Annotated in this window: 29 protein-coding genes; 20 read left to right on the top strand and 9 right to left on the bottom strand. The window is 63.7% G+C overall.

Annotated elements, in window-relative coordinates:
- The first annotated feature begins 530 nt into the window (after positions 1-530).
- The 8 genes from hisB to coaA are packed head-to-tail and all read left to right on the top strand — an operon-like array spanning position 531 to position 5,586.
- On the top strand, positions 531-1,139 hold the full coding sequence (hisB, locus tag N5A92_RS14405) for an imidazoleglycerol-phosphate dehydratase HisB (protein WP_260903955.1): 609 nt from the start codon (positions 531-533) through the stop codon (positions 1,137-1,139).
- A gap of 8 nt (positions 1,140-1,147) precedes the next feature.
- Positions 1,148-1,630, top strand: a complete 483-nt coding sequence (locus N5A92_RS14400) for a DUF2628 domain-containing protein (RefSeq protein WP_260903954.1) — start codon at positions 1,148-1,150, stop codon at positions 1,628-1,630.
- Between the two features lie 2 nt (positions 1,631-1,632).
- Positions 1,633-2,283: an imidazole glycerol phosphate synthase subunit HisH gene (gene hisH, locus N5A92_RS14395; protein WP_260903953.1), complete on the top strand. Its 651-nt coding sequence runs from the start codon at positions 1,633-1,635 to the stop codon at positions 2,281-2,283.
- Positions 2,280-2,717: a bleomycin resistance protein gene (locus N5A92_RS14390; RefSeq protein ID WP_260903952.1), complete on the top strand. Its 438-nt coding sequence runs from the start codon at positions 2,280-2,282 to the stop codon at positions 2,715-2,717. Before hisH ends, N5A92_RS14390 begins: the two co-directional genes overlap by 4 nt.
- A 2-nt stretch (positions 2,718-2,719) precedes the next feature.
- Complete coding sequence (hisA, locus tag N5A92_RS14385; protein ID WP_260903948.1) at positions 2,720-3,463, top strand: 1-(5-phosphoribosyl)-5-[(5-phosphoribosylamino)methylideneamino]imidazole-4-carboxamide isomerase; 744 nt, start codon at positions 2,720-2,722, stop codon at positions 3,461-3,463.
- Positions 3,460-4,260 (top strand): imidazole glycerol phosphate synthase subunit HisF, encoded by an 801-nt coding sequence (hisF, locus tag N5A92_RS14380; RefSeq protein ID WP_260903946.1) that lies wholly within the window; start codon positions 3,460-3,462, stop codon positions 4,258-4,260. Before hisA ends, hisF begins: the two co-directional genes overlap by 4 nt.
- Positions 4,257-4,598: a phosphoribosyl-ATP diphosphatase gene (locus N5A92_RS14375; RefSeq protein ID WP_260903938.1), complete on the top strand. Its 342-nt coding sequence runs from the start codon at positions 4,257-4,259 to the stop codon at positions 4,596-4,598. Before hisF ends, N5A92_RS14375 begins: the two co-directional genes overlap by 4 nt.
- Positions 4,599-4,626: 28 nt before the next feature.
- Positions 4,627-5,586: a type I pantothenate kinase gene (gene coaA, locus N5A92_RS14370; protein ID WP_260903936.1), complete on the top strand. Its 960-nt coding sequence runs from the start codon at positions 4,627-4,629 to the stop codon at positions 5,584-5,586.
- Here coaA and N5A92_RS14365 read toward each other — a convergent pair.
- The 4 genes from N5A92_RS14365 to N5A92_RS14350 form a co-directional block, all read right to left on the bottom strand.
- Complete coding sequence (locus tag N5A92_RS14365) at positions 5,573-6,196, bottom strand: alpha-ketoglutarate-dependent dioxygenase AlkB family protein (RefSeq protein WP_260903934.1); 624 nt, start codon at positions 6,194-6,196, stop codon at positions 5,573-5,575. The two genes, coaA and N5A92_RS14365, sit on opposite strands and share 14 nt — an antisense overlap.
- 90 nt (positions 6,197-6,286) lie before the next feature.
- Positions 6,287-6,733: a peptidoglycan-binding protein LysM gene (gene lysM / locus N5A92_RS14360; RefSeq protein ID WP_260903932.1), complete on the bottom strand. Its 447-nt coding sequence runs from the start codon at positions 6,731-6,733 to the stop codon at positions 6,287-6,289.
- A 105-nt stretch (positions 6,734-6,838) separates the two neighbouring features.
- Positions 6,839-7,273, bottom strand: a complete 435-nt coding sequence (arfB, locus tag N5A92_RS14355) for an alternative ribosome rescue aminoacyl-tRNA hydrolase ArfB (protein ID WP_260903931.1) — start codon at positions 7,271-7,273, stop codon at positions 6,839-6,841.
- 37 nt (positions 7,274-7,310) lie between these two features.
- A complete protein-coding gene (locus tag N5A92_RS14350) occupies positions 7,311-8,303 on the bottom strand; it encodes an adenosine kinase (protein WP_260903929.1) in 993 nt (330 codons plus the stop codon).
- 160 nt (positions 8,304-8,463) lie between these two features.
- Between N5A92_RS14350 and N5A92_RS14345 the strand changes: the two genes are divergently transcribed.
- Complete coding sequence (locus tag N5A92_RS14345; RefSeq protein ID WP_260903927.1) at positions 8,464-9,171, top strand: sulfate transporter family protein; 708 nt, start codon at positions 8,464-8,466, stop codon at positions 9,169-9,171.
- A 98-nt stretch (positions 9,172-9,269) separates the two neighbouring features.
- On the opposite strand, the gene N5A92_RS14340 is transcribed toward N5A92_RS14345, so the two are convergent.
- Positions 9,270-9,497 carry a YdeI/OmpD-associated family protein gene (locus N5A92_RS14340; protein WP_260903926.1) on the bottom strand — a complete coding sequence of 76 codons (228 nt, stop codon included), beginning with the start codon at positions 9,495-9,497 and terminating at the stop codon, positions 9,270-9,272.
- Positions 9,498-9,615: 118 nt separating this feature from the next.
- On the opposite strand from N5A92_RS14340, the gene N5A92_RS14335 reads away from it, so the two are divergent.
- Complete coding sequence (locus N5A92_RS14335) at positions 9,616-10,056, top strand: DUF2214 family protein (RefSeq protein ID WP_260903924.1); 441 nt, start codon at positions 9,616-9,618, stop codon at positions 10,054-10,056.
- Here N5A92_RS14335 and nth read toward each other — a convergent pair.
- Complete coding sequence (nth, locus tag N5A92_RS14330; RefSeq protein ID WP_260903923.1) at positions 10,053-10,832, bottom strand: endonuclease III; 780 nt, start codon at positions 10,830-10,832, stop codon at positions 10,053-10,055. The genes N5A92_RS14335 and nth overlap by 4 nt on opposite strands.
- 21 nt (positions 10,833-10,853) lie before the next feature.
- Between nth and N5A92_RS14325 the strand changes: the two genes are divergently transcribed.
- From N5A92_RS14325 to N5A92_RS14310, 4 genes are all read left to right on the top strand, one after another.
- Positions 10,854-11,339 (top strand): DUF2244 domain-containing protein, encoded by a 486-nt coding sequence (locus tag N5A92_RS14325; RefSeq protein ID WP_260903922.1) that lies wholly within the window; start codon positions 10,854-10,856, stop codon positions 11,337-11,339.
- A gap of 66 nt (positions 11,340-11,405) precedes the next feature.
- Complete coding sequence (locus N5A92_RS14320; protein WP_260903920.1) at positions 11,406-12,290, top strand: bifunctional helix-turn-helix domain-containing protein/methylated-DNA--[protein]-cysteine S-methyltransferase; 885 nt, start codon at positions 11,406-11,408, stop codon at positions 12,288-12,290.
- A 63-nt stretch (positions 12,291-12,353) separates the two neighbouring features.
- Positions 12,354-13,253, top strand: a complete 900-nt coding sequence (locus N5A92_RS14315) for a ribokinase (protein ID WP_260903919.1) — start codon at positions 12,354-12,356, stop codon at positions 13,251-13,253.
- A 53-nt stretch (positions 13,254-13,306) separates the two neighbouring features.
- Entirely contained in the window at positions 13,307-13,921 is a 615-nt protein-coding gene (locus tag N5A92_RS14310; protein WP_260903917.1) for a LysE family translocator, read from the top strand.
- Between the two features lie 4 nt (positions 13,922-13,925).
- Here the strand turns inward: N5A92_RS14310 and N5A92_RS14305 are convergent, their stop codons facing one another.
- Positions 13,926-14,867 carry a nucleoside hydrolase gene (locus tag N5A92_RS14305; protein WP_260903915.1) on the bottom strand — a complete coding sequence of 314 codons (942 nt, stop codon included), beginning with the start codon at positions 14,865-14,867 and terminating at the stop codon, positions 13,926-13,928.
- Positions 14,868-14,980: 113 nt separating this feature from the next.
- On the opposite strand from N5A92_RS14305, the gene N5A92_RS14300 reads away from it, so the two are divergent.
- The 5 genes from N5A92_RS14300 to N5A92_RS14280 all read left to right on the top strand — a co-directional run bounded on the left by N5A92_RS14300 (position 14,981) and on the right by N5A92_RS14280 (position 18,070).
- Positions 14,981-15,406, top strand: coding sequence for an Hsp20 family protein (locus N5A92_RS14300; RefSeq protein WP_260903912.1), 426 nt, complete (start codon positions 14,981-14,983; stop codon positions 15,404-15,406).
- 92 nt (positions 15,407-15,498) lie between these two features.
- On the top strand, positions 15,499-15,756 hold the full coding sequence (locus N5A92_RS14295) for a BQ00720 family protein (RefSeq protein ID WP_260903909.1): 258 nt from the start codon (positions 15,499-15,501) through the stop codon (positions 15,754-15,756).
- A 144-nt stretch (positions 15,757-15,900) separates the two neighbouring features.
- Positions 15,901-16,812 carry a 16S rRNA (cytidine(1402)-2'-O)-methyltransferase gene (gene rsmI / locus N5A92_RS14290; RefSeq protein WP_260903907.1) on the top strand — a complete coding sequence of 304 codons (912 nt, stop codon included), beginning with the start codon at positions 15,901-15,903 and terminating at the stop codon, positions 16,810-16,812.
- Positions 16,802-17,179, top strand: a complete 378-nt coding sequence (locus N5A92_RS14285) for a YraN family protein (RefSeq protein ID WP_260903899.1) — start codon at positions 16,802-16,804, stop codon at positions 17,177-17,179. Before rsmI ends, N5A92_RS14285 begins: the two co-directional genes overlap by 11 nt.
- 72 nt (positions 17,180-17,251) lie before the next feature.
- A complete protein-coding gene (locus tag N5A92_RS14280; protein WP_260904685.1) occupies positions 17,252-18,070 on the top strand; it encodes a cyclase family protein in 819 nt (272 codons plus the stop codon).
- A 20-nt stretch (positions 18,071-18,090) separates the two neighbouring features.
- On the opposite strand, the gene N5A92_RS14275 is transcribed toward N5A92_RS14280, so the two are convergent.
- Complete coding sequence (locus N5A92_RS14275; RefSeq protein ID WP_260903896.1) at positions 18,091-19,467, bottom strand: cytochrome P450; 1,377 nt, start codon at positions 19,465-19,467, stop codon at positions 18,091-18,093.
- 134 nt (positions 19,468-19,601) lie between these two features.
- Here N5A92_RS14275 and N5A92_RS14270 point away from each other — a divergent pair, with 134 nt between their 5' ends.
- Positions 19,602-19,799, top strand: a complete 198-nt coding sequence (locus tag N5A92_RS14270; protein WP_260903886.1) for a CsbD family protein — start codon at positions 19,602-19,604, stop codon at positions 19,797-19,799.
- A gap of 73 nt (positions 19,800-19,872) precedes the next feature.
- Here the strand turns inward: N5A92_RS14270 and N5A92_RS14265 are convergent, their stop codons facing one another.
- Positions 19,873-20,934, bottom strand: coding sequence for a zinc ABC transporter substrate-binding protein (locus N5A92_RS14265; RefSeq protein ID WP_260903885.1), 1,062 nt, complete (start codon positions 20,932-20,934; stop codon positions 19,873-19,875).
- Positions 20,935-20,991: the final 57 nt, after the last annotated feature.

The raw sequence follows: 20,991 nt of genomic DNA, 5'->3' as shown, positions 1-20,991 counted from the left end.
GGAGATCAGGGAGAGCGGCGGCAGCCTCCCCCTTCAGGAACGGTACCTGGAGGCATGTGAGGGCCCGCGAACAGGCCGGAGTCCGGCAGGCCCATCGCAAGATGGGCGATACCGGATGCGGAAAAGCCGCGGGCTTCGGCAAAGGCGCTTTACTGCGTGTGACCGTCCGGAGCCAGAAAGAGCCCTTAGACCGGTCGAATGTCGGGACAGCGGCCGGCGGGGCGCGTTGCTCGCGCCTTAAAATGAATTGAGTGGCTCGGACAACGCGCCCCGCTTCCCACCCAATCACAAAGGCCAGACGGTGCAGCCGGGCGTGGCGACGAGGACGCGCGTCCGCCCTCACCCTGAGCCTGTCGAAGGGTGGGCCTGTCGAAGGGTCGGTGAGCTTGCCGAAAGATCAAAGAAGAAGCACAGATCCGCACCGATGACCATCAGTCCCATGCCAGCCACCCGACAGCCAGCCGCCGTCTGGCGTTCCCCCGGACATGCTGCTAGAAGGCTGGCCTTCTGACCTCGCGAAGGAAAATCCCATGGCTGCCAGCAAACCGCGCCGCGCGGAGATCGGCCGCAAGACGAACGAGACCGAGATCGCCGTGACCGTCGACCTCGACGGCGAAGGCCGTTTCGACGTCGCCACCGGCGTTGGTTTCTTCGACCACATGCTGGAGCAGCTTTCGCGTCATTCCCTCATCGACCTAACGGTGAAGGCGAAGGGCGACCTGCACATCGACGATCACCACACAGTGGAGGATTGCGGCATCGCCATCGGCCAGGCCATCGCCGCCGCCCTTGGCGAGCGGCGCGGCATCACACGCTACGCCTCGTTGGATCTCGCGATGGACGAGACGGTGACGCGCGCTGCGATCGACGTTTCCGGCAGGCCCTTCCTCGTCTGGCAGGCGGCTTTCCCTTCGCCCAAGATCGGCACCTTCGACACCGAACTAGTGCGCGAATTCTTCCAGGCGCTTGCCCAGAACGCCGGCATCACCCTGCATGTGACGAACCATTACGGCGCCAACAGCCACCACATCGCCGAGACCTGCTTCAAGGCGGTGGCGCGGGTTCTGCGCGCGGCGTGCGAGCCCGATCCGCGCCAGCCGGAGGCCGTACCCTCCACCAAGGGCACGCTCAAGGGCTGAGGTCGGCGATGGCAAGTTATCTCGTTCTGGAGCCTGGCGGCGCGGCGCAGGAAAAGGCGGAGAAGGCCGTCTTCGTGCGCGACGGCTTCGCCGCCCTGGCCTTCCTCGTGCCGTTCTTCTGGTTCCTGTGGCACCGCATGTGGCTGGAGGCGTTGGCTGCGCTGGTGCTCGGCCTGATGCTGGGTGCGTTGGGCACCCTGCTGGGGTTCTCCCTCGTGGCGCCGCTCATCGGGCTGCTCCTGTCCGTCCTCATCGGGCTGGAGGCGCAGAACTTGCGCGTCGCCGCCCTGCGCAGGCGCGGCTGGTCCGTGTGGGGCGTCGTGGAGGCGGGGAACCACAACGAGGCGGAGATGCGCTACGCGGCCGACGTTGCTCCGCTCGCCGACAGACCGCCCGCCGCGCCGCCCACCGTGCCGGCGGCACTGAGCGCCGGCACCGGCCTGGCACGGGGCTCCTCCTTCGACCTTCTCGACTATCCGCGCGGAGGTTGAGCATGCGCGTCGCCATCATCGACTACGGCTCCGGCAACCTGCGCTCGGCCACTAAGGCCTTCGAGCGCGCCGCCCGTGAGGCGGGCATCGCCGCCGAGATCGATCTCACCGCCGACGCCGAGCGCGTGCGCACGGCCGACCACATCGTGCTGCCCGGCGTTGGCGCCTATGCCGACTGCCGCGCCGGCCTCGACGCGGTGCCTGGCATGACCGAGGCCGTCGAGGAAGTTGCTATCGCCAAGGCACGCCCCTTCCTCGGCATCTGCGTCGGCATGCAGCTCATGTCCGACCGCGGCCTGGAAAAGACCGCGACCAAAGGCTTCGGCTGGATCTCCGGCGACGTGAAGGAGATGGCGCCCGCCGACTCCGCACTGAAGATCCCGCAGATCGGCTGGAACACGATCCGCCTGAACCGACCCCACCCGCTCTTCGAGGACATCCGCACGGGCCCGGACGGCCTGCACGCCTATTTCGTGCACTCCTACCATCTCGACGCCACGCGCGCCGAGGACATTTTGGCGGTGGCGGATTACGGCGGCGCGGTCACCGCGGCCGTCGCGCGCGACAACCTTGCCGGCACCCAGTTCCACCCGGAAAAGAGCCAGACGCTGGGGCTTGCGCTGATCGCGAATTTCCTGAGGTGGAGGCCATGATCCGCGAGGATTTCCGTCAGGCATCCTTGGTGCCGGAACTTCTCGTTTCGAACCTCGATGCCAGTCTGTCCTTTTGGTGCGGGTTGATCGGCTTCACGGTTGCCTATGAGCGAAGTGCCGAGCGTTTCACGTATCTCGCTCTCGACGGTGCACAGGTCACGCTCGAAGAGTATGGCACCGACGAGCGGCATTGGATTACGGGAGATCTCACACCACCATTGGGCCGCGGCGTGAACTTTCAGATCGACGTTCCTCATCTAGGCCAACCGCTGCAGAGCTTAAAGCAGGCCGGATGGCCGCTTTTCATGGAGGCGGAGGAAAATTGGTATCAGACGGGCGACGTTGAAATAGGTGTGCGGCAGTTTCTCGTGCAGGATCCGGATGGCTACCTGCTGAGGCTGGCCGCACCGTTGGGCCAGAGGCAGTCCGTATAGCGATGAGAAAGAAAATCCTTTTCCCCGCCGTTGATTTGAAGGACGGCCAGTGTGTGCGCCTGAAGCTCGGCGAGATGAGCGAGGCGACGGTCTACAATGCCGACCCGGCCGCCCAGGCGAAGGCCTTCGAAGACGAAGGCTTCGAATGGCTGCACGTGGTCGATCTCAATGGCGCCTTCGCCGGAACGAGCATCAACGGCACTGCCGTCGAAGCCATCCTCGGGGCAACGAAGAACCCGGTGCAACTCGGTGGCGGCATCCGCTCGCTGGAGCAGATCGAAGCCTGGCTCGAAAAAGGCCTCGCTCGCGTCATCCTCGGCACGGTGGCCGTGCGCGACCCGGCTCTGGTGCGCGAGGCATGCCAAAAATTTTCCGACAAGATCGCCGTCGGCATCGATGCCCGGGGGGGCAAGGTGGCGGTGGAAGGGTGGGCCGAGACGTCGGATCTGTCGGCGGTCGAGCTTGCAAGGCGTTTCGAGGGCGCCGGCGTGGCCGCCATCATCTATACGGACATCGACCGCGATGGCGTGCTGACTGGCATCAACTGGGATGCGACCATCGCGCTGGCCGACGCCGTTTCCATCCCCGTTATCGCCTCCGGCGGGCTGGCCTCCATGGCCGATATCGAGCGCATTACGCGGCCTGATGCGGCCAAATTGGAAGGCGCAATCTCCGGCCGAGCGCTTTATGACGGGCGCATCGATCCGAGGGAAGCGCTGAAGGTGTTGCGGGAGGTGCGCACATGACCCTCAAAGCCCGCGTCATCCCCTGCCTCGACGTCAAGGATGGCCGCGTCGTCAAGGGCGTCAACTTCGTCGACCTCATCGATGCCGGCGATCCGGTGGAGGCGGCGAAGGCCTATGATGCGGCCGGTGCCGACGAACTCTGCTTCCTCGACATCACGGCGAGCCACGAGAACCGCGAGACTATCTTCGATGTGGTGGCGCGTACTGCGGAGCAGTGCTTCATGCCGCTGACGGTGGGCGGTGGCGTGCGGCAGGTTGCCGACATCCGCAAACTGCTCTTGGCTGGCGCCGACAAGGTGTCGATCAACACCGCTGCGGTAAACGATCCCGAGTTCGTTGCCCGCGCAGCCGACAAGTTCGGCAATCAATGTATCGTCGTGGCCATCGACGCCAAGAAGGTATCGGGCGAGGACGAGGCAGACCGCTGGGAGATCTTCACCCATGGCGGGCGCAACGCCACCGGCATCGACGCCGTCGCCTTCGCCGAGCGTGTGGTGGCGCTGGGAGCAGGCGAAATCCTGCTCACCTCGATGGACCGCGACGGCACCAAAGCCGGCTACGACGTCGCGCTGACGCGCGCGGTCGCCGACGCCGTGCGCGCGCCGGTGATCGCCTCGGGCGGCGTCGGCACGCTGGATCACCTGGTCGAAGGTATTCGCGACGGCCACGCGACGGCCGTGCTCGCCGCCTCGATCTTCCACTTCGGAACCTATACGATCGGCCAGGCAAAGCAGCATATGGCCAGTGCGGGAATTCCCATGCGGCTTGACCCTGCAGGCCGGGAGGCGCGCACATGAGCCGGTTCGATATTTCCACTCTCGAGGCCATCATCGCCGAGCGGGCGCGCTCGGACGATCCGGATTCCTGGACGGCGCGTCTTTTCTCAAGCGGCATGGAGAAGGCGGCGCAGAAGCTGGGCGAAGAGGCGGTGGAAACGGTCATCGCCGCCGTCTCCGGCGACCGCAAGGCGATCGTTTCGGAAAGCGCCGATCTTTTGTATCATTGGCTCGTCGTACTTGCCCTCGCCGGCATCCCGCTGGAAGAGGTGACCGCGGAGCTTGAAAGCCGCACCGGGCGCTCCGGCGTTGCCGAAAAGACCGCCCGCGGAAAATCGCCGGACAAGCGGCGTGGCTGACCTTGCCCGTGGAACGGAAAAGGCTCTGATGGATCAGCTTGTATCGGGCGAACGCTACTCTCCCTATCGCATCTTCACCGCAGAGGAATGGGCGGCTTTCCGCGACGACACGCCGTTGACCTTGACGGAAGACGAGGTGCGTCGCCTGCGCTCCCTCAACGATCCGGTGGATCTGGAGGAGGTGCGGCGCGTCTACCTCTCCATGTCGCGGCTGCTTTCGGCGCATGTGGAGGCCAACCAGCTTCTGTTTCGCCAACGCCAGATCTTCTTTGACGCCGACGACGCGGTGAAGGCGCCTTTCGTCATCGGCATCGCCGGGTCGGTCGCCGTCGGAAAATCGACGACCGCGCGCGTATTGAAGGAGCTCCTCGCCCGCTGGCCGTCGAGCCCCAAGGTCGACCTGGTGACCACCGACGGCTTCCTCTATCCCAACGAGACCCTGCGGCGTGAGAACCTGATGGACCGCAAGGGCTTCCCCGAAAGCTACGACATCCGCGCCATCCTGCGGTTTCTGTCGGCCATCAAGGCGGGCCTGCCCAATGTGCGGGCACCGCTTTATTCGCACTTTACCTACGATGTCCTGCCCGGCGAGTTTGTCACCATCGACCGCCCGGACATCCTTATCTTCGAGGGCATCAACGTCCTGCAGACGCGCGACCTGCCGGAAGACGGCAAGGCGGTGCCTTTCGTGTCCGACTTCTTCGATTTCTCGATCTATATCGACGCTCCGGAAGAGCTGATCCACCAGTGGTATGTCGACCGTTTCATGCGTCTGCGCGAGACGGCGTTCCGGGACCCGCAGTCCTTCTTTCACCGCTATTCCAAGCTGACGGAAAATTCGGCCCGGGCGATAGCCGAGCAGCTGTGGGCGAACATCAACCTGAAGAACCTGCGGGAGAACATCCTGCCCACCCGCCCACGCGCAGACTTGATCCTGCGCAAGGGGACGAACCACCTGGTCGAGGAGGTGGCGCTCAGGAAGCTGTAGGCGGATTTACGCGCCTCAGCGTCAGGTTAATGCGCCCACTGTTTCTCAGAAGCGGCGAGGTGTCGGGATAGATCCGGTCCACCCCGTGGTAGCAAAGCCGTTCCTCACCGCCGAGCACGACCACATCGCCGCTTTCCAGCCGGAAGGAGACCGTCTTGGCCGAACGGCTGGTGCCGCCGACGCGGAACAGGCAGGCATTCCCCAGCGAGACTGACACGACGGGGGCCGCGAAATCCTTCTCATCACGGTCCTGGTGCAGACCCATCTTCGCCGTATCCGTGTAGTAGTTGACCAGGCAGGCTTCCGGCGGATGCGGATACTCCGCCACCGCCTCCCACAGGGCGAGCAAACGCTCGGGCATTGGCGGCCACGGATTGCCGATCTCGGGGTGGGTGTCCTGATAGCGGTAGCCGCGCTCCTTGTCCGTCACCCAGCCGAGCGGCCCGCAATTGGTCATGCGCACGCTCATCGGCTTGCCGGTCTTCGGCATAGTCGGCACATAAAGGGGTGCCGCGGTCACGACGGCGCGGATGTCGGCAAGCAGCGCTTCCTGTTCGTCACTGTCGAGGAACCCCGGGAAATGCCGCACGCCGTTTGGAAGAACGAGCATGGCCTCTCTCTAAGCGTGCCCGGCGCAGACGAAAAAGGCCACGCCAGGACGTTTCATCGCGATGCCAATATGGCGCCTGCGCGCGCTTTCTTAAAGCTCGGGAATGCGAAGAACCTGGCCAGGATAGATCTTGTCGGGGTGCTTGAGCATCGGCGTGTTGGCTTCGAAGATGACCGTGTGCTTGGCGCCGTTGCCCTTGCCGTAATGCGCCTCGGCGATCTTCCAAAGGTTGTCGCCTTTCTTCACCGTATGGAAGACCGGATCCTTTGCCGCCGCGCCGCCCACCTTCAACTCGGTGGCTTCCACCTTGGAGATGCCCAGCGTGTTGCCGACGGCAATCACCGCCTTCTCGAACGCCGACTGATCTTTCACCTCGCCCTTCAGCACGACCTTGTCGCCCTGTAGTTCGACGTCCACCTTGTCGGTGCCGAGCTTATGGGAGTCGAGTTCCTTTTTCACGGCGTTCGCTGCCGGCGGTTCCTCCTCCACGACACCCAGCTTGGTGCCGACCGATTTCACGAAATCGAAAATGCCCATTGAAATTCTCCGGTTGAAACTGCGCCCCCGAGAGATATTTAACCGACCAATATTTCAATCGCAAAACTCTCGGAAGAAAAAAATGCCGGGTTGGCGGCGTGGTATTCACTCCGGCGGAATCTTGCCGCGCATCTTCTTCACCTGCGCCCGTCCCGCCTTCGCCTTTAGCCGTCGCTCGACCGCCCCTTTCGAGGGCTTTGTCTTCTTACGCGGCTTCGGCGGCGGCTCGGCTGCCTTTTTCAGGAGTTCGGTGAGGCGCGCTCGCGCATCGGCGCGGTTCTGCTCCTGCGTGCGGTAGCGCCCCGCCTCAATGACGATTTGGCCTTCCTTGGTCGCCCGGCTACCCGCAAGCTTCAGCGCCCGCACCCGCACGCGCTCCGGCAGGTGGCGTGCATGAGCGGCGTCGAAGCGCAGTTGTACCGCCGTCGCTACCTTGTTGACGTTCTGCCCGCCAGGCCCGGAGGAGCGGATGAATTGCTCTTCCAGCTCGTCCTCAGCGACATAGACACCCGGCTGAATGGTAAGACCGCCTTCGGCCATTGTCCTGGGTCCTCGTTCCTCCCCAACGGCGGCACTTCTAGAGCAGCCCCGCCTCCTGCGCCTTCTCCTTCAGGTTCACCTGCAGGCGTGGTCCGATTTGCTGGATCACCATAGCCGCCGCCAGCGAGCCGAGCCGGGCGCAGTCGGTGAGGTTGCGGCCGCGCGTATAGCCGAACAGAAAACCGGCGGCGTAAAGATCCCCCGCGCCGGTCGTGTCCACCACATTTTCCACGGGGACCGCGTCCACCGCCACGTTCTCTTCCCGCGTCATGGCGATCGAGCCGCGCTCCGAACGCGTGACGATAGCCAGCCGGCAATCGGCGCGGATGGCGTCCAGCGCTGCCTCGAAGGATGCCGTCTGGTAGAGCGACATCAGCTCATGCTCGTTGGCAAAGACGATATCGACGCTGCCCGAGCGCATCAACTCCAGGAACTCTCCCCGGTAGCGGTCGACGCAGAAGGGATCAGAGAGCGACATGGCCACTTCGCGGCCGGCCGCGTGAGCGATCTCCGCCGTCATGCGGATCGCCTCCTTGGCGCGTGGAGGATCCCACAGGTAGCCTTCGAAATAGCTGACCTTGGCGCCCTTCGCCTTATCTTCCTCCACGTCGTCCGGCCCCAGTTCGAGGCAAGCACCGAGATAGGTATTCATGGAGCGCTCGCCGTCCGGCGTGACGAAAATCATGGAGCGGGCCGTCGGCGGATGGCCCGGAAGCGGCCGCGTATCGAAGGACACGCCCTGGGCGCGGATGTCGTGCGTGTAGATCTCGCCAAGCTGGTCGCTCGAAACCTTGCCGAAAAAGGCGGCCTGGCCTCCTAGTCCGGCTACGGCCGCCGCCGTATTGCCCGCACTTCCCCCCGACGTCTCGATGGCCGGCCCCATGCGCTCGTAAAGCAGCGCCGAGCGTTCGACGTCGATCAGGTTCATGGCGCCCCTGATGATGTCGTTCTCAATCAGAAACCGCTCGTCGCACCGGGCAATGATGTCCACGATGGCATTGCCGATGCACAAAACGTCAAACGAACTCATCTAGATCTCCAAGATTCAAGCCTGAACGGCGGGAGGTTTCGGCGGGTTTATCGTCTCGACTGAGATTTGCAAGACCGGCATATATGCATGTGCCGCTTGCGCCAGCCGCCGTTGCCGCCTATCTCGCGGGCTCACCTCGCGTTTCGATGAAGGCTTCTTCATGATTTTCGATGCCGCGCGTGCTGCCGCCAGCCAGCTTTTCACCCCTGCCTTCCGCGGCGCGTTTTTCAAGTCGCTCGGCCTCACGCTCCTCCTCCTTGCTGGCCTGTGGATTGCCTTCAAGGAATTGTTCGAGGTCTTCGCCATGCCCTGGCTCGACGCGCTGCTGCCGGGGCTGCCGGCCTGGGCAGGCTGGCTCGGCGTGCTGGCGGCGGTAACGGCGGGCATAGGCCTCGCGCTTGCCCTGGCGCTCCTCATTGCCCCCATCACCGCCGTTGTTGCCGGCCTCTTCCTCGATGATGTCGCCGAGGCGGTGGAGACGGTGAGCTACCCTCAGGACCCGCCGGGTGAGGCGGTGCCCCTGGTGCCCGCCATCTGGATGTCGCTTAAATTCTTCGGCGTTGTCGTGCTGGCCAATCTCGCCGCCCTTCTGCTCTTACTTGTGCCGGGAGTGAACCTCGTCATCTTCTTCGTCGTCAACGCCTACTTGCTGGGCCGCGAGTTCTTCGAGTTCGCTGCCATGCGCTTCCGCAGTGAAGCCGAAGCGAAGGCGCTCCGCCGCCACCATGCCGGCACGATATTCCTCGCCGGCTTTCTGATTGCCGCCTTCCTGGCAGTACCGCTCCTGAACCTGCTGACGCCGCTTTTTGCGGCGGCGATGATGGTGCATCTCCACAAGATGATCTCGGCGCGGCAGAGCACAGCCTGACGCTTAGAGCGCCGTTCGGGCGCACAAAGGACGCTCTAAGTCTTTGAATCTACGCATCGTGCTTTCCGAAAATCGATTCCGATTTTCGGGCCGATGCTTTAGCCCGACCACCGCATCCGCATATAGACGCCGCCGCGCTCCAGCTCGTCCAGCATCTGGTCGAGCCGCTTCTGCCGCGTCTCCAGCCGCTTGGCGCGGGCGATCCAGTCCAGATAGTCGTTGCGCTGGTAAGCTGGCCGCGCCTCATAAGCCGTTGTCAGGCCTCTGGCTTCGAGGGAAGCCCGCACGTCGTCAGGCATGGGGTTGAGTGGACGTTGCAGCGCCATGGCGGGAGATTGGCAAATCCGGTCTTGTGGTGCAATCGAAAGGGTGCATGACTGCGCGCCGGGCGTTCGCCCGTTCCTCATCGATGACGTCGAACTCCTGCTGGCAAAGGGAAAAAGCATGCTGACGGATCTTCTGCTGGCCATCCTGCACCATCTGCTCGTTTTTCAGCTTGCCGGTGTGCTCGCTGGGGAATTCGTGCTGATGCGCAATGGCCTTTCAGGCCGCAATCTGAAGGTGCTCGCTCATATCGACCGCATGTATGGTTTGCTGGCACTCGCGATTATCGCGATCGGCGTCGGCCGCGTCATCTTCGGGTTGAAGGGTTGGGAGTACTACGTCACCAACGGCGCATTCTGGGCCAAGATGGCAGCCTTCGCAGGCGTCGGCATCCTTTCCATCAGGCCCACCATGCGCATCTTGAAATGGAGCCGCGCAAACGCCGGTGGCGACCACACAGTGCCCGATGTGGAAATCGTTGCCATGCGCCGATTTCTCAAGGCAGAGGTGGCTGTCTTTGCCCTCATCCCCATCTTCGCGGCCATGATGGCGCGTGGCTAAGCCTCTTCTGCCGCATGCTTCGCCTCAATCGGCGCCCAGGGCTGCAGCGGCGCCGGCACGGCGGTCGTCTTTTCGGGCGCCTTGCAGATGTCGGCGATCACACAGGCCGGACAGTCCGGTTTGCGCGCCTTGCAGACGTAGCGCCCGTGCAGGATGAGCCAGTGATGAGCGTGGCGCAGGAACTCGCCCGGGACGACAGTGAGCAGGTTCCGCTCTACTGCGTCCGGTGTCTTTCCCGGCGCCAGCTCAATGCGGTTGGCGATGCGGAAGATGTGCGTGTCAACCGCCATCGTCGGCTGGCCGAAGGCCATGTTGAGCACCACGTTGGCCGTTTTACGCCCAACGCCGGGCAGCTTCGTCAGCGCCTCGCGGTCGCCCGGCACTTCGCCGCCGTGGTCGTGGATCAGCGCTTCGCAAAGCGCGATCACGTTCTTCGCCTTATTGCGCCATAGCCCGATGGTGCGGATATAGCCGCTCAGCTTCTCTTCGCCCAAGGCAAGCATCTTTTCAGGCGTGTCGGCGATCTTGAAGAGCGGTCGGGTCGCCTTGTTCACCCCCGCATCGGTCGCCTGCGCCGACAGAACGACCGCCACGAGCAGCGTAAACGGGTTCACATGCTCCAGTTCCCCCTTCGGCTCCGGGCGCTGCACACGAAAGCGACGGAATATCTCTTCGATCTGCTGGCGGCTGTAGGCGGTGAGCGCCTTCTTGCTTGCGGCTTTTCGGGATGCCTTCGGCTTCGCGGGCGCGGAATTTTCGAGCTTGGGCTTTTGCATCCTGCCTCTATAATTCGAATGATGGACGAAAAGAATGCCGCCGATCAGCCTTTCTTCAAGGCACTGCTCGTTCCCCATCGTTCGCTGGGTCATACGGGATTTACCGTCCTGATGGCCGCTCTGGTCCTTATCTGGGTCACCGTCGGCGCACTTTTCCTGAGCATCGGTGCCTGGCCCGTCTTCGGTTTCTTCGGCCTCGATATCCTGGCTCTCTACATCGCCTTCCGTATCAATTACCGCGCAGCACGTGCGCGCGAGGAGGTGTCCTTGTCGCGGGTGAGCCTCGATATCCGCAAGGTGCTGCCGTCCGGCCGCTCCGAAGAGCACAGATTCAACCCCTTCTGGGCCCGCTTCAATGTGCAGAGGCATACCGAGATCGGCATCACCGGCATGGCCGTCGAGGCGCGGGAAAAGCGGGTGCTACTGGGCAGTTTCCTGAATCCGGAAGAGCGCGAGAGCTTCGCCCAGGCCTTCAGCCACGCCCTCGCCACTGCAAAGGGCCGTTAAACAGGCAAGAATCGGGTGGAGCCGCGCATGCCTTCCTCGCACATTGGCGTTCAAGGAGTAGATGCCATGAACGCAGAACTTGCCATTCTTGAACGCGATGTCACGCCGGTCGGCAACGACTATGAGATCGTCCGCCGCGTGATCGAGAAGATTAGCCTCGATTACCGCGACCAACCCTCGCTGGAAGCGCTTGCCGCCGATGTCGGTGAGACACCGACGGGCCTGCAGAAGCTCTTCACCCGATGGGCGGGGCTTTCCCCGAAAACATTCCTACAGGCCGTCACCCTCGACCATGCCCGTCGCCTGCTCGACGACGGCATGCCGCTTCTGGAGGCGTCGCTGGAGCTCGGCATGTCCGGCCCGGGCCGCCTGCACGACCTGTTCGTTACCCACGAGGCCATCTCGCCGGGCGAATACAAGGCGCGCGGCGAGGGGTTGGTCATCCGCTACGGCTATCACCTCTCCCCCTTCGGTCTGGCCCTCGTGATGGCGACGGACCGCGGCCTGGCAGGCCTCGCTTTCGCCGATCCCGGCGAAGAGCAGGCGGCCTTCAAGGACATGAGTTCCCGCTGGCCGAACGCCGCTTATGTTGAGGATATCTCCGCCACCGCTCCCTATGCCGCCCGCGTCTTCGACCCGGCGCGCTGGCGCGCGGAGGAGCCGTTGCGCGTCGTCCTGATCGGCACCGACTTCCAGGTGCGCGTGTGGGAGGCGCTCTTGAAGATCCCCTTGGGTCGCGCCCGCGCCTATTCGGAGATTGCCGCCGAGATCGGCAAGCCCAGCGCTTCCCGCGCCGTGGGCGCTGCCGTTGGCGCCAACCCCCTGTCTTTCGTCGTGCCCTGCCATCGCGCGCTCGGCAAGTCCGGTGCGCTGACCGGCTATCACTGGGGCCTAACGCGCAAGCGCGCTATCCTCGGCTGGGAAGCCTGCCAGCTTCAGGCGGTTGCGTGAACGGAGATTGACCTTCACCGCAAAGCGGTTAGCTTCCGGCGCACATTCGCCGGAGGCTCAAGCGTGATCACCATCGTCGGTTCCATCAATCTCGATCTCATCGCCCGCGTAAAAAGGCTGCCCGGACCCGGCGAGACGGTGCCGGGAGACGAGTTCTCCACCGCTCCCGGCGGCAAGGGCGCCAACCAAGCGCTCGCCGCCCGCCGCGCCGGGGCGTCCGTGCGCATGGTTGGCGCGGTCGGCAGCGATGCCTTTGCCGGCGAGGCCACAGCACTCCTTAAGGAGGCTGGCGTCGACCTCTCTACGGTGAAGGAACGCGACACCGCCACGGGTACGGCCGTCATCCTCGTTGGCGGCGATGGCGAGAACATGATCGCCGTCATCCCGGGCGCCAATGGGCAGGTTCTGCCCAAGGACGTGGAGCAGGCAACCTTCCGGCCGAGCGAATTCGTGCTCCTACAGCATGAAGTGCCCCTTGAAACGGTGAAAGCCACCCTTGAGGCCGCGCGTGCGGTGGGTGCCGTCTCGCTCCTCAACACGGCCCCTTTTCATGCCGAGGCGGCTGGTTTTCTCGCACTTGCCGACTATGTCGTCGCCAACGAGACGGAGTTCGAGCTCTACGCGGAAGCCCTGGCGCTCGACGGTGAGAACCGGGAGGCGCGGATGCATGCCTTCGCCAAGGATACCGGCCGCACAATCGTCGTCACCCTTGGCAAGGATGGCGTCGTGGCGGCCACCCCGGAAGACTTTCTTCGCGTTCCCACCCTTTCCATCACCCCTGTCGATACGGTGGGCGCGGGCGATACCTTTTGTGGCTATCTGGCGGCAGGCCTTGCCGAGGGTCTGACGCTCAAGGAGGCATTGCGCCGGGCCGCCGTGGCCGGTGCGCTTGCCTGCCTGCAGCCCGGTGCCCAACCGGCCATTCCCATCCGCGCTGATGTAGATGCGGCAGCGGCGCGGTAAGCTGGACAACTTGCCGCCGCTATGCATCCTGTGCGGAAAGGGAGGCGCCTCGGATGTCGCTCGAAACCTACACCGCCTACGTCATCGTCTGCCTCGTTGCCACCGTCATCCCCGGTCCAACGAACATGCTGATCGTCGCCAACGGCATGCGCCACGGCGTCGGCGCAGGCCTCCTGAATGTCGGCGGCACATTGGCCGGCCTTACGGTCATGATCACCGTAGCCGGCATTGGGCTGACGTCGCTCATCGAGCTGGCCGGTCACTGGTTCACCTGGGTTAAGCTGGCTGGTGCAGGCTATCTGTGCTGGATCGGCTGGAAGATGATCCGCACGAGTGGCGAGCCGACAAGTAACACCGCGGTGGCAAAGCCGCGTCGCGGCTTTTTCCTGCAGGGCCTCCTCGTTTCCCTGGGCAATCCCAAGCAACTCCTCTTCTTCGGCGCGCTGTTGCCGCAATTCATCGATCCGGCCGGCAATCATGTGCTGCAGATCGCCGTCCTCGGCGGCACTGCATTGCTGTTCTCCCTGGTTTCCGACGGCAGCTACGCCATTGCCTCCGGCAGCATCGGCCGCAGGCTCGGTGCAAGCGCCATGAGCCGCATCGGGCGCATCGGTGGCACCTTCCTTATCGGGGGCGGTCTGTGGCTCGCCTTCGCGCGGGCGCGTTAGACCGCTAAAGCCGCCCCAGCCGCTCCGTCAGCAGCGCGAAGAAGCCGTCATGATTAACGTCGCGCATGACAAGGGCGTTTTTCGGCCGGTCCGTCACGCCCCACCAATCAATCACCGTCATGCCCATGGTAAGTTCCGAGCCCGTCTCCACACTCACATTGCATGTGCGTCCCTGGAAGAGATTCGGCTCAAGCAGATAGGCGATCACGCAGGGGTCGTGCAGCGGGCCACCGTCGACACCGTACTTCACCTCGTCGAAGCGTTCGAAGAATTCGAGCATTTCGGCCGTGGCAATGCCCGCCCGCGTGCCGAGATTGCGGATGGCGGCGACGCGCTTTTCCGTGGTCAAAGCCTTGTGGGTGACGTCGAGCGGCATCATGACGATGGGAATGCCTGAGCGGAACACGACATCGGCCGCGTGCGGATCAACATAAATGTTGAACTCGGCCGTCGGCGTGACATTGCCGCCCTCGAAGAAGCCGCCGCCCATCATGACGATCTCCTTGATGCGCGGCGCGATCTTCGGCTCGCGCACCAGCGCCAGCGCGACGTTGGTGAGCGGCCCCAGCGTGCAGAGCGTGATTTCGCCCGCCTCGTGCGCCATCAGCGTATCGACGAGAAAGTCGACCGCGTGCGCCTCCATCAGCGGCATTTGAGGCTCCGGCAGATCCGGTCCGTCCAGTCCGGTCTTGCCGTGCACCTCCTCGGCCGTCACCAGTTTGCGCACCATGGGGCGGATGGCGCCGGCATAGACTTTTATTTCCGGTCGTCCGGCCAGCTCGCAAATCTTGCGTGCGTTCTTCTCCGTCAGCGCCAACGGCACGTTGCCGGCCACCGCCGTTACTCCCAGTACGTCGAGTTCCGGGCTCGCCAGCGCCAGCAGGATCGCCACGGCGTCGTCCTGGCCGGGATCGGTATCGACAATGATCTTTCGTGCCTGCCCCACAGGTCCTCCAATCCTTCTTGAATCCGCAAAAGTAATCAACCATATCAAGGCCAAGGGCAAAAACGCCATTCGGGTTTTTGCTTGTCCACGTCGCTCTTTGAGGACAGGAACAGATGACGCGCATGACGCCTTTCTCGAACCCGCTTCTTTTGGGGTTCGACAGTATGGAAAAGACGCTCGAGCGGATCGCCAAGTCGGGCGACAGCTATCCTCCGTACAATATTGAGCGCATCCGCAATTCGGAAGGGCGGAGCGAGCGCCTACGCATAACACTGGCGGTAGCTGGCTTCGCCGAACAGGACCTGGAGGTCACGACCGAGGAAAACCAGCTCGTCGTGCGCGGTCGTCAGAACGACGATGCCGAGCGCGAATATCTGCACCGCGGCATCGCTGCGCGCCAGTTCCAGCGCGTCTTCGTGTTGGCCGATGGCATGCGAGTCCTGAACGCAGAGCTAAAAAACGGGCTTCTGGCCATCGATCTCGACAGGCCCCAGCCAGAAAGGCTGGTGCAGAAAATCAACATTTCGGTGAAGGATTGACCGCGTCTGCGCGAAGCGGCGCTTTCGCCGCAACCAAAGAGGCTCTTGGCGGGTTGGGCCACTATGGACGGCCCGCAAAATAGGAGGCTGACATGACTGAGAACGAACACAAGATTACCGTGACCCAGCAGCAATTGGCCCATATCGGCGAAGGCGCAATCGCCTACATGCGCGAGATGGACGCCGAGGACCTGAAGGGCAAGTTCCCGGGCGTACCGGATATGGCGCCGGGCACCAAGCTGTGGGCCCTGTTCGCCGCTGACGGCAAACCTATTCTCCTGGCAGACGCCCGCGACGCCGCGCTCGCCGGAGCGTTCGAGAATGACCTGCAGCCGGTTAGCCTGCACTGAATTGCCATTGTGACGGCTCTCCCGTCTATTTCCGCGCCGTTGAGGCCAATCTGACGGCTATCATTCCGTAGGGGCACGTTTGCAACCACTGGGCAGCCATGCCAAAGAACTTGGTATGGGGAAAGCTGCCACGGAAGGGCGGGCGTGAATCCGAGAGAAGCGGAAAAGCCGAAGAGCTTTATCGTCGGCGGAGCGGATATTGCCGCTCCGCCGCTTCAACCCGCGCTCTACCTCGTCGCTACGCCCATCGGCAATCTCTCCGACATCACACTGCGCGCGCTGGAGACACTTTCCGGCGCCGATGTGCTTGCCTGCGAGGACACGCGGGTGACGCGGATCCTGTTGCAGCGCTACGGCATCCGCCGGCGCATGACAGCCTATCATGAGCACAATGAGGCCGAGGCCACTCCGCGTTTGATCGCGGCGATCGAGGAGGGAAAGAGCGTGGCGCTCGCCAGCGATGCCGGCACGCCACTCGTCTCCGATCCCGGTTTTCGTTTGGTGCAAGCGGCGCAGGAAAAGGGGCTGCGGGTGGTGCCGGTGCCGGGTCCTTCGGCTGTGCTAACAGCGCTCACGGCCTCCGGCCTGCCGACGGATTCCTTCTTATTCGCCGGCTTTCTTCCTACCAAGTCAAAACAACGTGAAAACCGGCTTGAAGCCCTCATAGCGGTGCCGGCGACACTCGTGTTTTTCGAGTCACCGCGGCGGCTGGCAGCGAGCCTGGGAGCTATGGAAAGCGTCCTTGGCCAGCGTCAAGCGGTGGTGGCGCGGGAGCTGACAAAGGCTTTCGAGGAGGTACGGAGGGGGACGCTGGACGCCCTTGCCGCGCACTATGCGGAAGCCGGTGCGCCGAAGGGCGAAGTGGTAATCTGCGTGGCGCCACCCGGAGAGGCGGGACCGGCGGATTCGCAGGAGACGGATCGGCTGCTTCTGGCGCTCGCTGCCGAGATGCCGGCGGCAAAGGCGGCGGGGGAGGTCGCGCGCATGACGGGGGGGAGGAAGTCGGAGCTCTACCAGCGGCTTCTGGACTTGAAAGAGGGGCGGGGTGGGGATTGACGGGCTGAAGAAACGGCAGCATGCCTACCGCAAGGGCCACCGCGGGGAGTGGCTGGCAGCCCTTGCCCTGACGCTGAAGGGTTACCGCATAATCGCCCGGCGTTTTCGCACGCCTCTTGGCGAGATAGATCTCATAGCTCGGCGCGGCAATCTCATCGCCATCGTCGAGGTGAAGGCGCGGCCGACGTTGGAACAGGCGATGGAGGCGGTGGGATATATGGCGCAGCGGCGGATCGACGCTGCCGCAAGCCTGTGGCTCGCCCGCCAGCAACACCATGCCCGCCTCAGCCTGCGCTATGATCTGGTGGCCGTGCTTCCGCGGCGCTGGCCGGTGCACGTGGAAAACATCTACACCGCCGGCGGCTAACCCAGCCCTTGCACCGAATTGGGCGCAGGCGCATTCTGTTCCCTTCAAACAGCCAGCAGGGGAATGAGCGCCATGTGTCATCATTGCGTCACCGAGAGCGTTAAATCGCGCATGCTCAGCCGTCGTGATTTCTTCCGCACGTCCGCCGCCGCAGGAGCCGCCGCTGCAGCGGTGTCCATGCCGAAGCCTTTGCTTGCGCAGGACGCGGGCAGGGTGGAAGACATGACTCATGAGTTGCACGAAGGCTTTCCCACCTACTTCGGGGAACAGCAGCTCTTCATCGACCAGAAGTTCAACTACGCGGATCACAAGTTCAACATCAACGAGTGGCGCCTCAACGAACATACGGGCACCCACGTGGATGCGCCGCTGCATTTCTCGGAGGATGGCCTGTCGGTGGCGGAAATCCCGGTGGGCGATCTCGTCTGCCCACTCGCCATCATCGACATCCGCGAGAAGGCGTCGGCGGACCCGGATGCGCAGGTGACGCCGGGCGATATCGAGGCGTGGATTTCTGCCAACGGCGAGATTCCCGACGGAGCCTGCGTGGCCATGCTGTCGGGTTGGGGTGCTCATGTTTCGAGCGACATGTTCCGCAATGTCGGAGACGACGGCAAGACGATGCATTTCCCCGGCTTCCATATCGAAGCGACGGAGATGCTGATGGAGGAGACGGGCACCAAGGGCATTGCAGTCGACACGTTGTCGCTCGACCATGGACCCTCGCAGGATTTTGCGGTGCACTACAGCTGGCTGCCGTCCGGGCGCTGGGGTCTGGAATGCATCGCCAATCTGGAATCCCTGCCGGCAAGTGGAGCGACGCTGGTGGTCGGTGCACCGAAGGTAAGAGGTGGGTCGGGCGGGCCGGCACGCGTTTTCGCGCTGGCTTGATGGTGGTTTCCGGCAGTGCCTCAGCCGCGCCGGCTCACCCGCATAGGCAGGCCGCCTTGCGGTTGTGTGGTGAGCTTTTGCACCGGCCAGGGTTTGGTCTCGGGCAGAAGGTCGAAGCGGTATCGCGACATCAGGACGGCCATTGCGATGACCGCTTCCTGCATGGCGAAGGTAGCACCGATGCATACGCGAGGACCGGCGCCGAAGGGGAGATACTGGAAGCGGTCGATCTCATCTCGGTTCTCGGGGTGGAAGCGCGAAGGGCGATATGCCTCCGGATCGTCCCAAAGCTTGCGATGGCGGTGCACCGTCCAGGGCATGACGAGCACCTGCATGCCCCTGGGGATCTCCAGGTCTGCGTAGGTGTCTTCATCGATGGCCTCGCGGTTGAGTGAAGGGGCCGGTGGGTAAAGCCGCATCGCCTCCTCGAAGGCGGCGCGCGTGAGCGGCATCAGGTCGAGCCACTTCACCGGATCCGGCTCAGCGGCGAGCACCGCGTCTATCTCAGCCTCGATGCGGGCCCGCTCCTCCGGCAGGTTCGCGAGGCAATAGAAGGTCCAGCCAAGCGCCCGCGCCGTCGTTTCGTGACCGGCGCCGATGAAGGTGATGATGTTGTCCTCGATCTCCTGGCGGGTAAGGCCATCGGGCCCCTCGGCGCGGAGCAGGAGGGTCAGGAAATCCTCCGGCGCTTCGTCCTTCCGCGCCAGCTTCTCCTTTCGCATTTCCATGGTACGGGCGACGATGTCGCGGAAGAAGGCGAGCGAGTTGCGGCCGAGAATCCGGGTGACACGCGGCAGCCAGTCAGGAGCGCCGAGAAGGTCGAGCGGGTCGACGCGGCCCATGGTCTCGAACAGGCGGTCGACCTGCTGGGCAAAGCCGTCCGGCTCACCGGCGATCTCGCCGGAGAACAGTGTCTCGGCGAGGATGTCGAAGGTGAGCATCGTCATGTCACGCGAAACGTCGGTGGTGCCGCCGATTCTCTCCTCGTAGCGCGCGGCGAAGGCTTCAGCCTCTTTTAGCATGGGTCCTGCGAAACCGGCGATGTGGCGCGGGGTGAAGACTGGGGCCATGGCCTTGCGCGAACGTCGCCAGACGTCGCCCTCGGCGGTCAGTAAGCCATCACGCAGGATGGGGCGGAGAATCCTCTGGCGCACGCGCGCCATCTTGTAGTTCTTCGCGTTGTCCACCAGCACATGGCGGATCAGGCCTGGGTCATTAGCGATGAGGAGCGGTCCGCCGATGCCGCCGCTGATCGAAATCCACGGTTCGTTGTAGGATGGCTCCCCCCACAGCTCCAGCGGATTGCGGTAGACGATACGCATCATCTGTAGCGTGGAAGGCGGCTTTTGCCGCGGGCTCGGCGCCGGCGGCCGGAAGGAGGCGGTTGCGGTGTTCATCGGCGTTCCCATCTGCCGATATAGCTAAGCGCTGGCGGGCGGCTGTGCAATCAAGCAAGCACTTCCTTCTCAGCCGGAACCCAGAGCGCGCCACGGCGTTGAGCGTCGGAAAGTCACTGTAGAGGAGCACAGCCATGAACTGGAACCAAGTCGAAGGAAATTGGGAGCAATTCAAGGGCAAGGCACAGCAGCAATGGGGCAAGCTCACCGATGACGATCTTGACGTCATCAAGGGCAATCGCCGCGAGCTCGCTGGCCGCATTCAGGAGCGCTACGGCAAGGCCGAAGAAGAGGCACAGCGCGAAATCGACGCTTGGCTTGCGCGCCACTGACCATTCGATCCTGCGGCGGAAGCCCGCCGCAGGATCATTCTAGGCCGGCTGGCCGGCCGGAATTCCGGAATCATCACTTCCCGGAGAGGCAATCCGCGAGCGCCGTTGCCATATTGCCGATGAGTGTAGAGTAGAGCTCGGGGCCATCCTCGATATCGGCGCCGAGGGGGTCGAGTGCGCCGGAACGGGCATTGGTGCCCTCGATCACCACTTGGACGACCTTCGGCTCGAACTGCGGCTCGCTGAAGACGCAGGCGGCGTCCAGCTCGGCGATCTTGTCGTGAATTTCGCTGAGACGACGCGCCCCCGGCTGTGCATCGGGGCTCACGGTGATGGAACCGGCGGCGGGTATGTCGAACCGCCGCTCGAAATAGTGATAGGCGTCATGGAAGACGACGAAGGGTCTTCCGCGGACGGCCGCGAGCTTTTCGTTCGTCTCGGCAAGCAGCGTATCGAAGCGGGCGTCGAGGGCGGCGGCGTTCTCCTGATAGGCCGACTTGTTGTCTGGATCGACCTCCGAAAGGGTGTCGGCGATGCGCCTTACCATCTTGCGCGCGTTCTCAGGGTCGAGCCACAGGTGCATATCCGCCTCGTCGTGGCTGTGCGCCTCATGCTCTTCCTCGTCATGGCCGTGTGCTTCCTCATGATCGCCCTCGTGGGCGTGCGCTTCCTCGTGCGCGTCCTCATGACCGCCCTCGTCATGATCATGACCGGCTTCCGCCTCCTCCTCGTGATGGTCGTCGTCCTTTTCGTGGGCATGCGCCTCGAAGGCGCCGCCCTCGCGCGGCTCCAGTAGGGTGAGGCCGGGCGTTTCCGATAGTTCGACCGTCATGGCATCGCCTGCCAGCGATTCCAGCGGGCCTTCCAGGAAGGTCTCCAATCCGGGACCGACCCAGAAGACGACCTTTGCCTCCTGCAGCATGCCGGCCTCCGAGGGGCGCATTGTGTAGGTATGGGGGGAGTCGGCGCCTTTGACCAGGAGCTGCGGCTCACCGACGCCTTGCATCACCGCAGCGACCAGCGAATGGATGGGTTTAACGGAAGCGACGACGCCCTCCGTGGCATTGGCATGAGCAGCGGAGAACACAGTGGCGAGCGCCGAGGCGAGAAGGAGCGAGCGGGAGCGATTCAACATCCGGGTTTCCCTCGTTTTGCAGTCCTTGAAGATATTCGGGAGTGTTATGGTATTACA

This window comes from Chelativorans salis, assembly GCF_025336525.1.
In the GTDB taxonomy this organism is placed as follows: Bacteria; Pseudomonadota; Alphaproteobacteria; order Rhizobiales; family Rhizobiaceae; genus Chelativorans; species Chelativorans salis.
Note: the sequence above shows the minus strand (reverse complement) of the source record. Positions and strands in the feature narration are given on the sequence as shown.

Bases quoted from the DNA above. Each gene is read 5' to 3' on its own strand.
- hisB (WP_260903955.1), top strand. From the start codon at position 531: ATGGCTGCCAGCAAACCGCGCCGCGCGGAGATCGGCCGCAAGACGAAC.
- N5A92_RS14400 (WP_260903954.1), top strand. From the start codon at position 1,148: ATGGCAAGTTATCTCGTTCTGGAGCCTGGCGGCGCGGCGCAGGAAAAG.
- hisH (WP_260903953.1), top strand. From the start codon at position 1,633: ATGCGCGTCGCCATCATCGACTACGGCTCCGGCAACCTGCGCTCGGCC.
- N5A92_RS14390 (WP_260903952.1), top strand. From the start codon at position 2,280: ATGATCCGCGAGGATTTCCGTCAGGCATCCTTGGTGCCGGAACTTCTC.
- hisA (WP_260903948.1), top strand. From the start codon at position 2,720: ATGAGAAAGAAAATCCTTTTCCCCGCCGTTGATTTGAAGGACGGCCAG.
- hisF (WP_260903946.1), top strand. From the start codon at position 3,460: ATGACCCTCAAAGCCCGCGTCATCCCCTGCCTCGACGTCAAGGATGGC.
- N5A92_RS14375 (WP_260903938.1), top strand. From the start codon at position 4,257: ATGAGCCGGTTCGATATTTCCACTCTCGAGGCCATCATCGCCGAGCGG.
- coaA (WP_260903936.1), top strand. From the start codon at position 4,627: ATGGATCAGCTTGTATCGGGCGAACGCTACTCTCCCTATCGCATCTTC.
- N5A92_RS14365 (WP_260903934.1), bottom strand. From the start codon at position 6,196: ATGCTCGTTCTTCCAAACGGCGTGCGGCATTTCCCGGGGTTCCTCGAC.
- lysM (WP_260903932.1), bottom strand. From the start codon at position 6,733: ATGGGCATTTTCGATTTCGTGAAATCGGTCGGCACCAAGCTGGGTGTC.
- arfB (WP_260903931.1), bottom strand. From the start codon at position 7,273: ATGGCCGAAGGCGGTCTTACCATTCAGCCGGGTGTCTATGTCGCTGAG.
- N5A92_RS14350 (WP_260903929.1), bottom strand. From the start codon at position 8,303: ATGAGTTCGTTTGACGTTTTGTGCATCGGCAATGCCATCGTGGACATC.
- N5A92_RS14345 (WP_260903927.1), top strand. From the start codon at position 8,464: ATGATTTTCGATGCCGCGCGTGCTGCCGCCAGCCAGCTTTTCACCCCT.
- N5A92_RS14340 (WP_260903926.1), bottom strand. From the start codon at position 9,497: ATGGCGCTGCAACGTCCACTCAACCCCATGCCTGACGACGTGCGGGCT.
- N5A92_RS14335 (WP_260903924.1), top strand. From the start codon at position 9,616: ATGCTGACGGATCTTCTGCTGGCCATCCTGCACCATCTGCTCGTTTTT.
- nth (WP_260903923.1), bottom strand. From the start codon at position 10,832: ATGCAAAAGCCCAAGCTCGAAAATTCCGCGCCCGCGAAGCCGAAGGCA.
- N5A92_RS14325 (WP_260903922.1), top strand. From the start codon at position 10,854: ATGGACGAAAAGAATGCCGCCGATCAGCCTTTCTTCAAGGCACTGCTC.
- N5A92_RS14320 (WP_260903920.1), top strand. From the start codon at position 11,406: ATGAACGCAGAACTTGCCATTCTTGAACGCGATGTCACGCCGGTCGGC.
- N5A92_RS14310 (WP_260903917.1), top strand. From the start codon at position 13,307: ATGTCGCTCGAAACCTACACCGCCTACGTCATCGTCTGCCTCGTTGCC.
- N5A92_RS14300 (WP_260903912.1), top strand. From the start codon at position 14,981: ATGACGCGCATGACGCCTTTCTCGAACCCGCTTCTTTTGGGGTTCGAC.
- N5A92_RS14295 (WP_260903909.1), top strand. From the start codon at position 15,499: ATGACTGAGAACGAACACAAGATTACCGTGACCCAGCAGCAATTGGCC.
- N5A92_RS14280 (WP_260904685.1), top strand. From the start codon at position 17,252: ATGTGTCATCATTGCGTCACCGAGAGCGTTAAATCGCGCATGCTCAGC.
- N5A92_RS14275 (WP_260903896.1), bottom strand. From the start codon at position 19,467: ATGAACACCGCAACCGCCTCCTTCCGGCCGCCGGCGCCGAGCCCGCGG.
- N5A92_RS14270 (WP_260903886.1), top strand. From the start codon at position 19,602: ATGAACTGGAACCAAGTCGAAGGAAATTGGGAGCAATTCAAGGGCAAG.
- N5A92_RS14265 (WP_260903885.1), bottom strand. From the start codon at position 20,934: ATGTTGAATCGCTCCCGCTCGCTCCTTCTCGCCTCGGCGCTCGCCACT.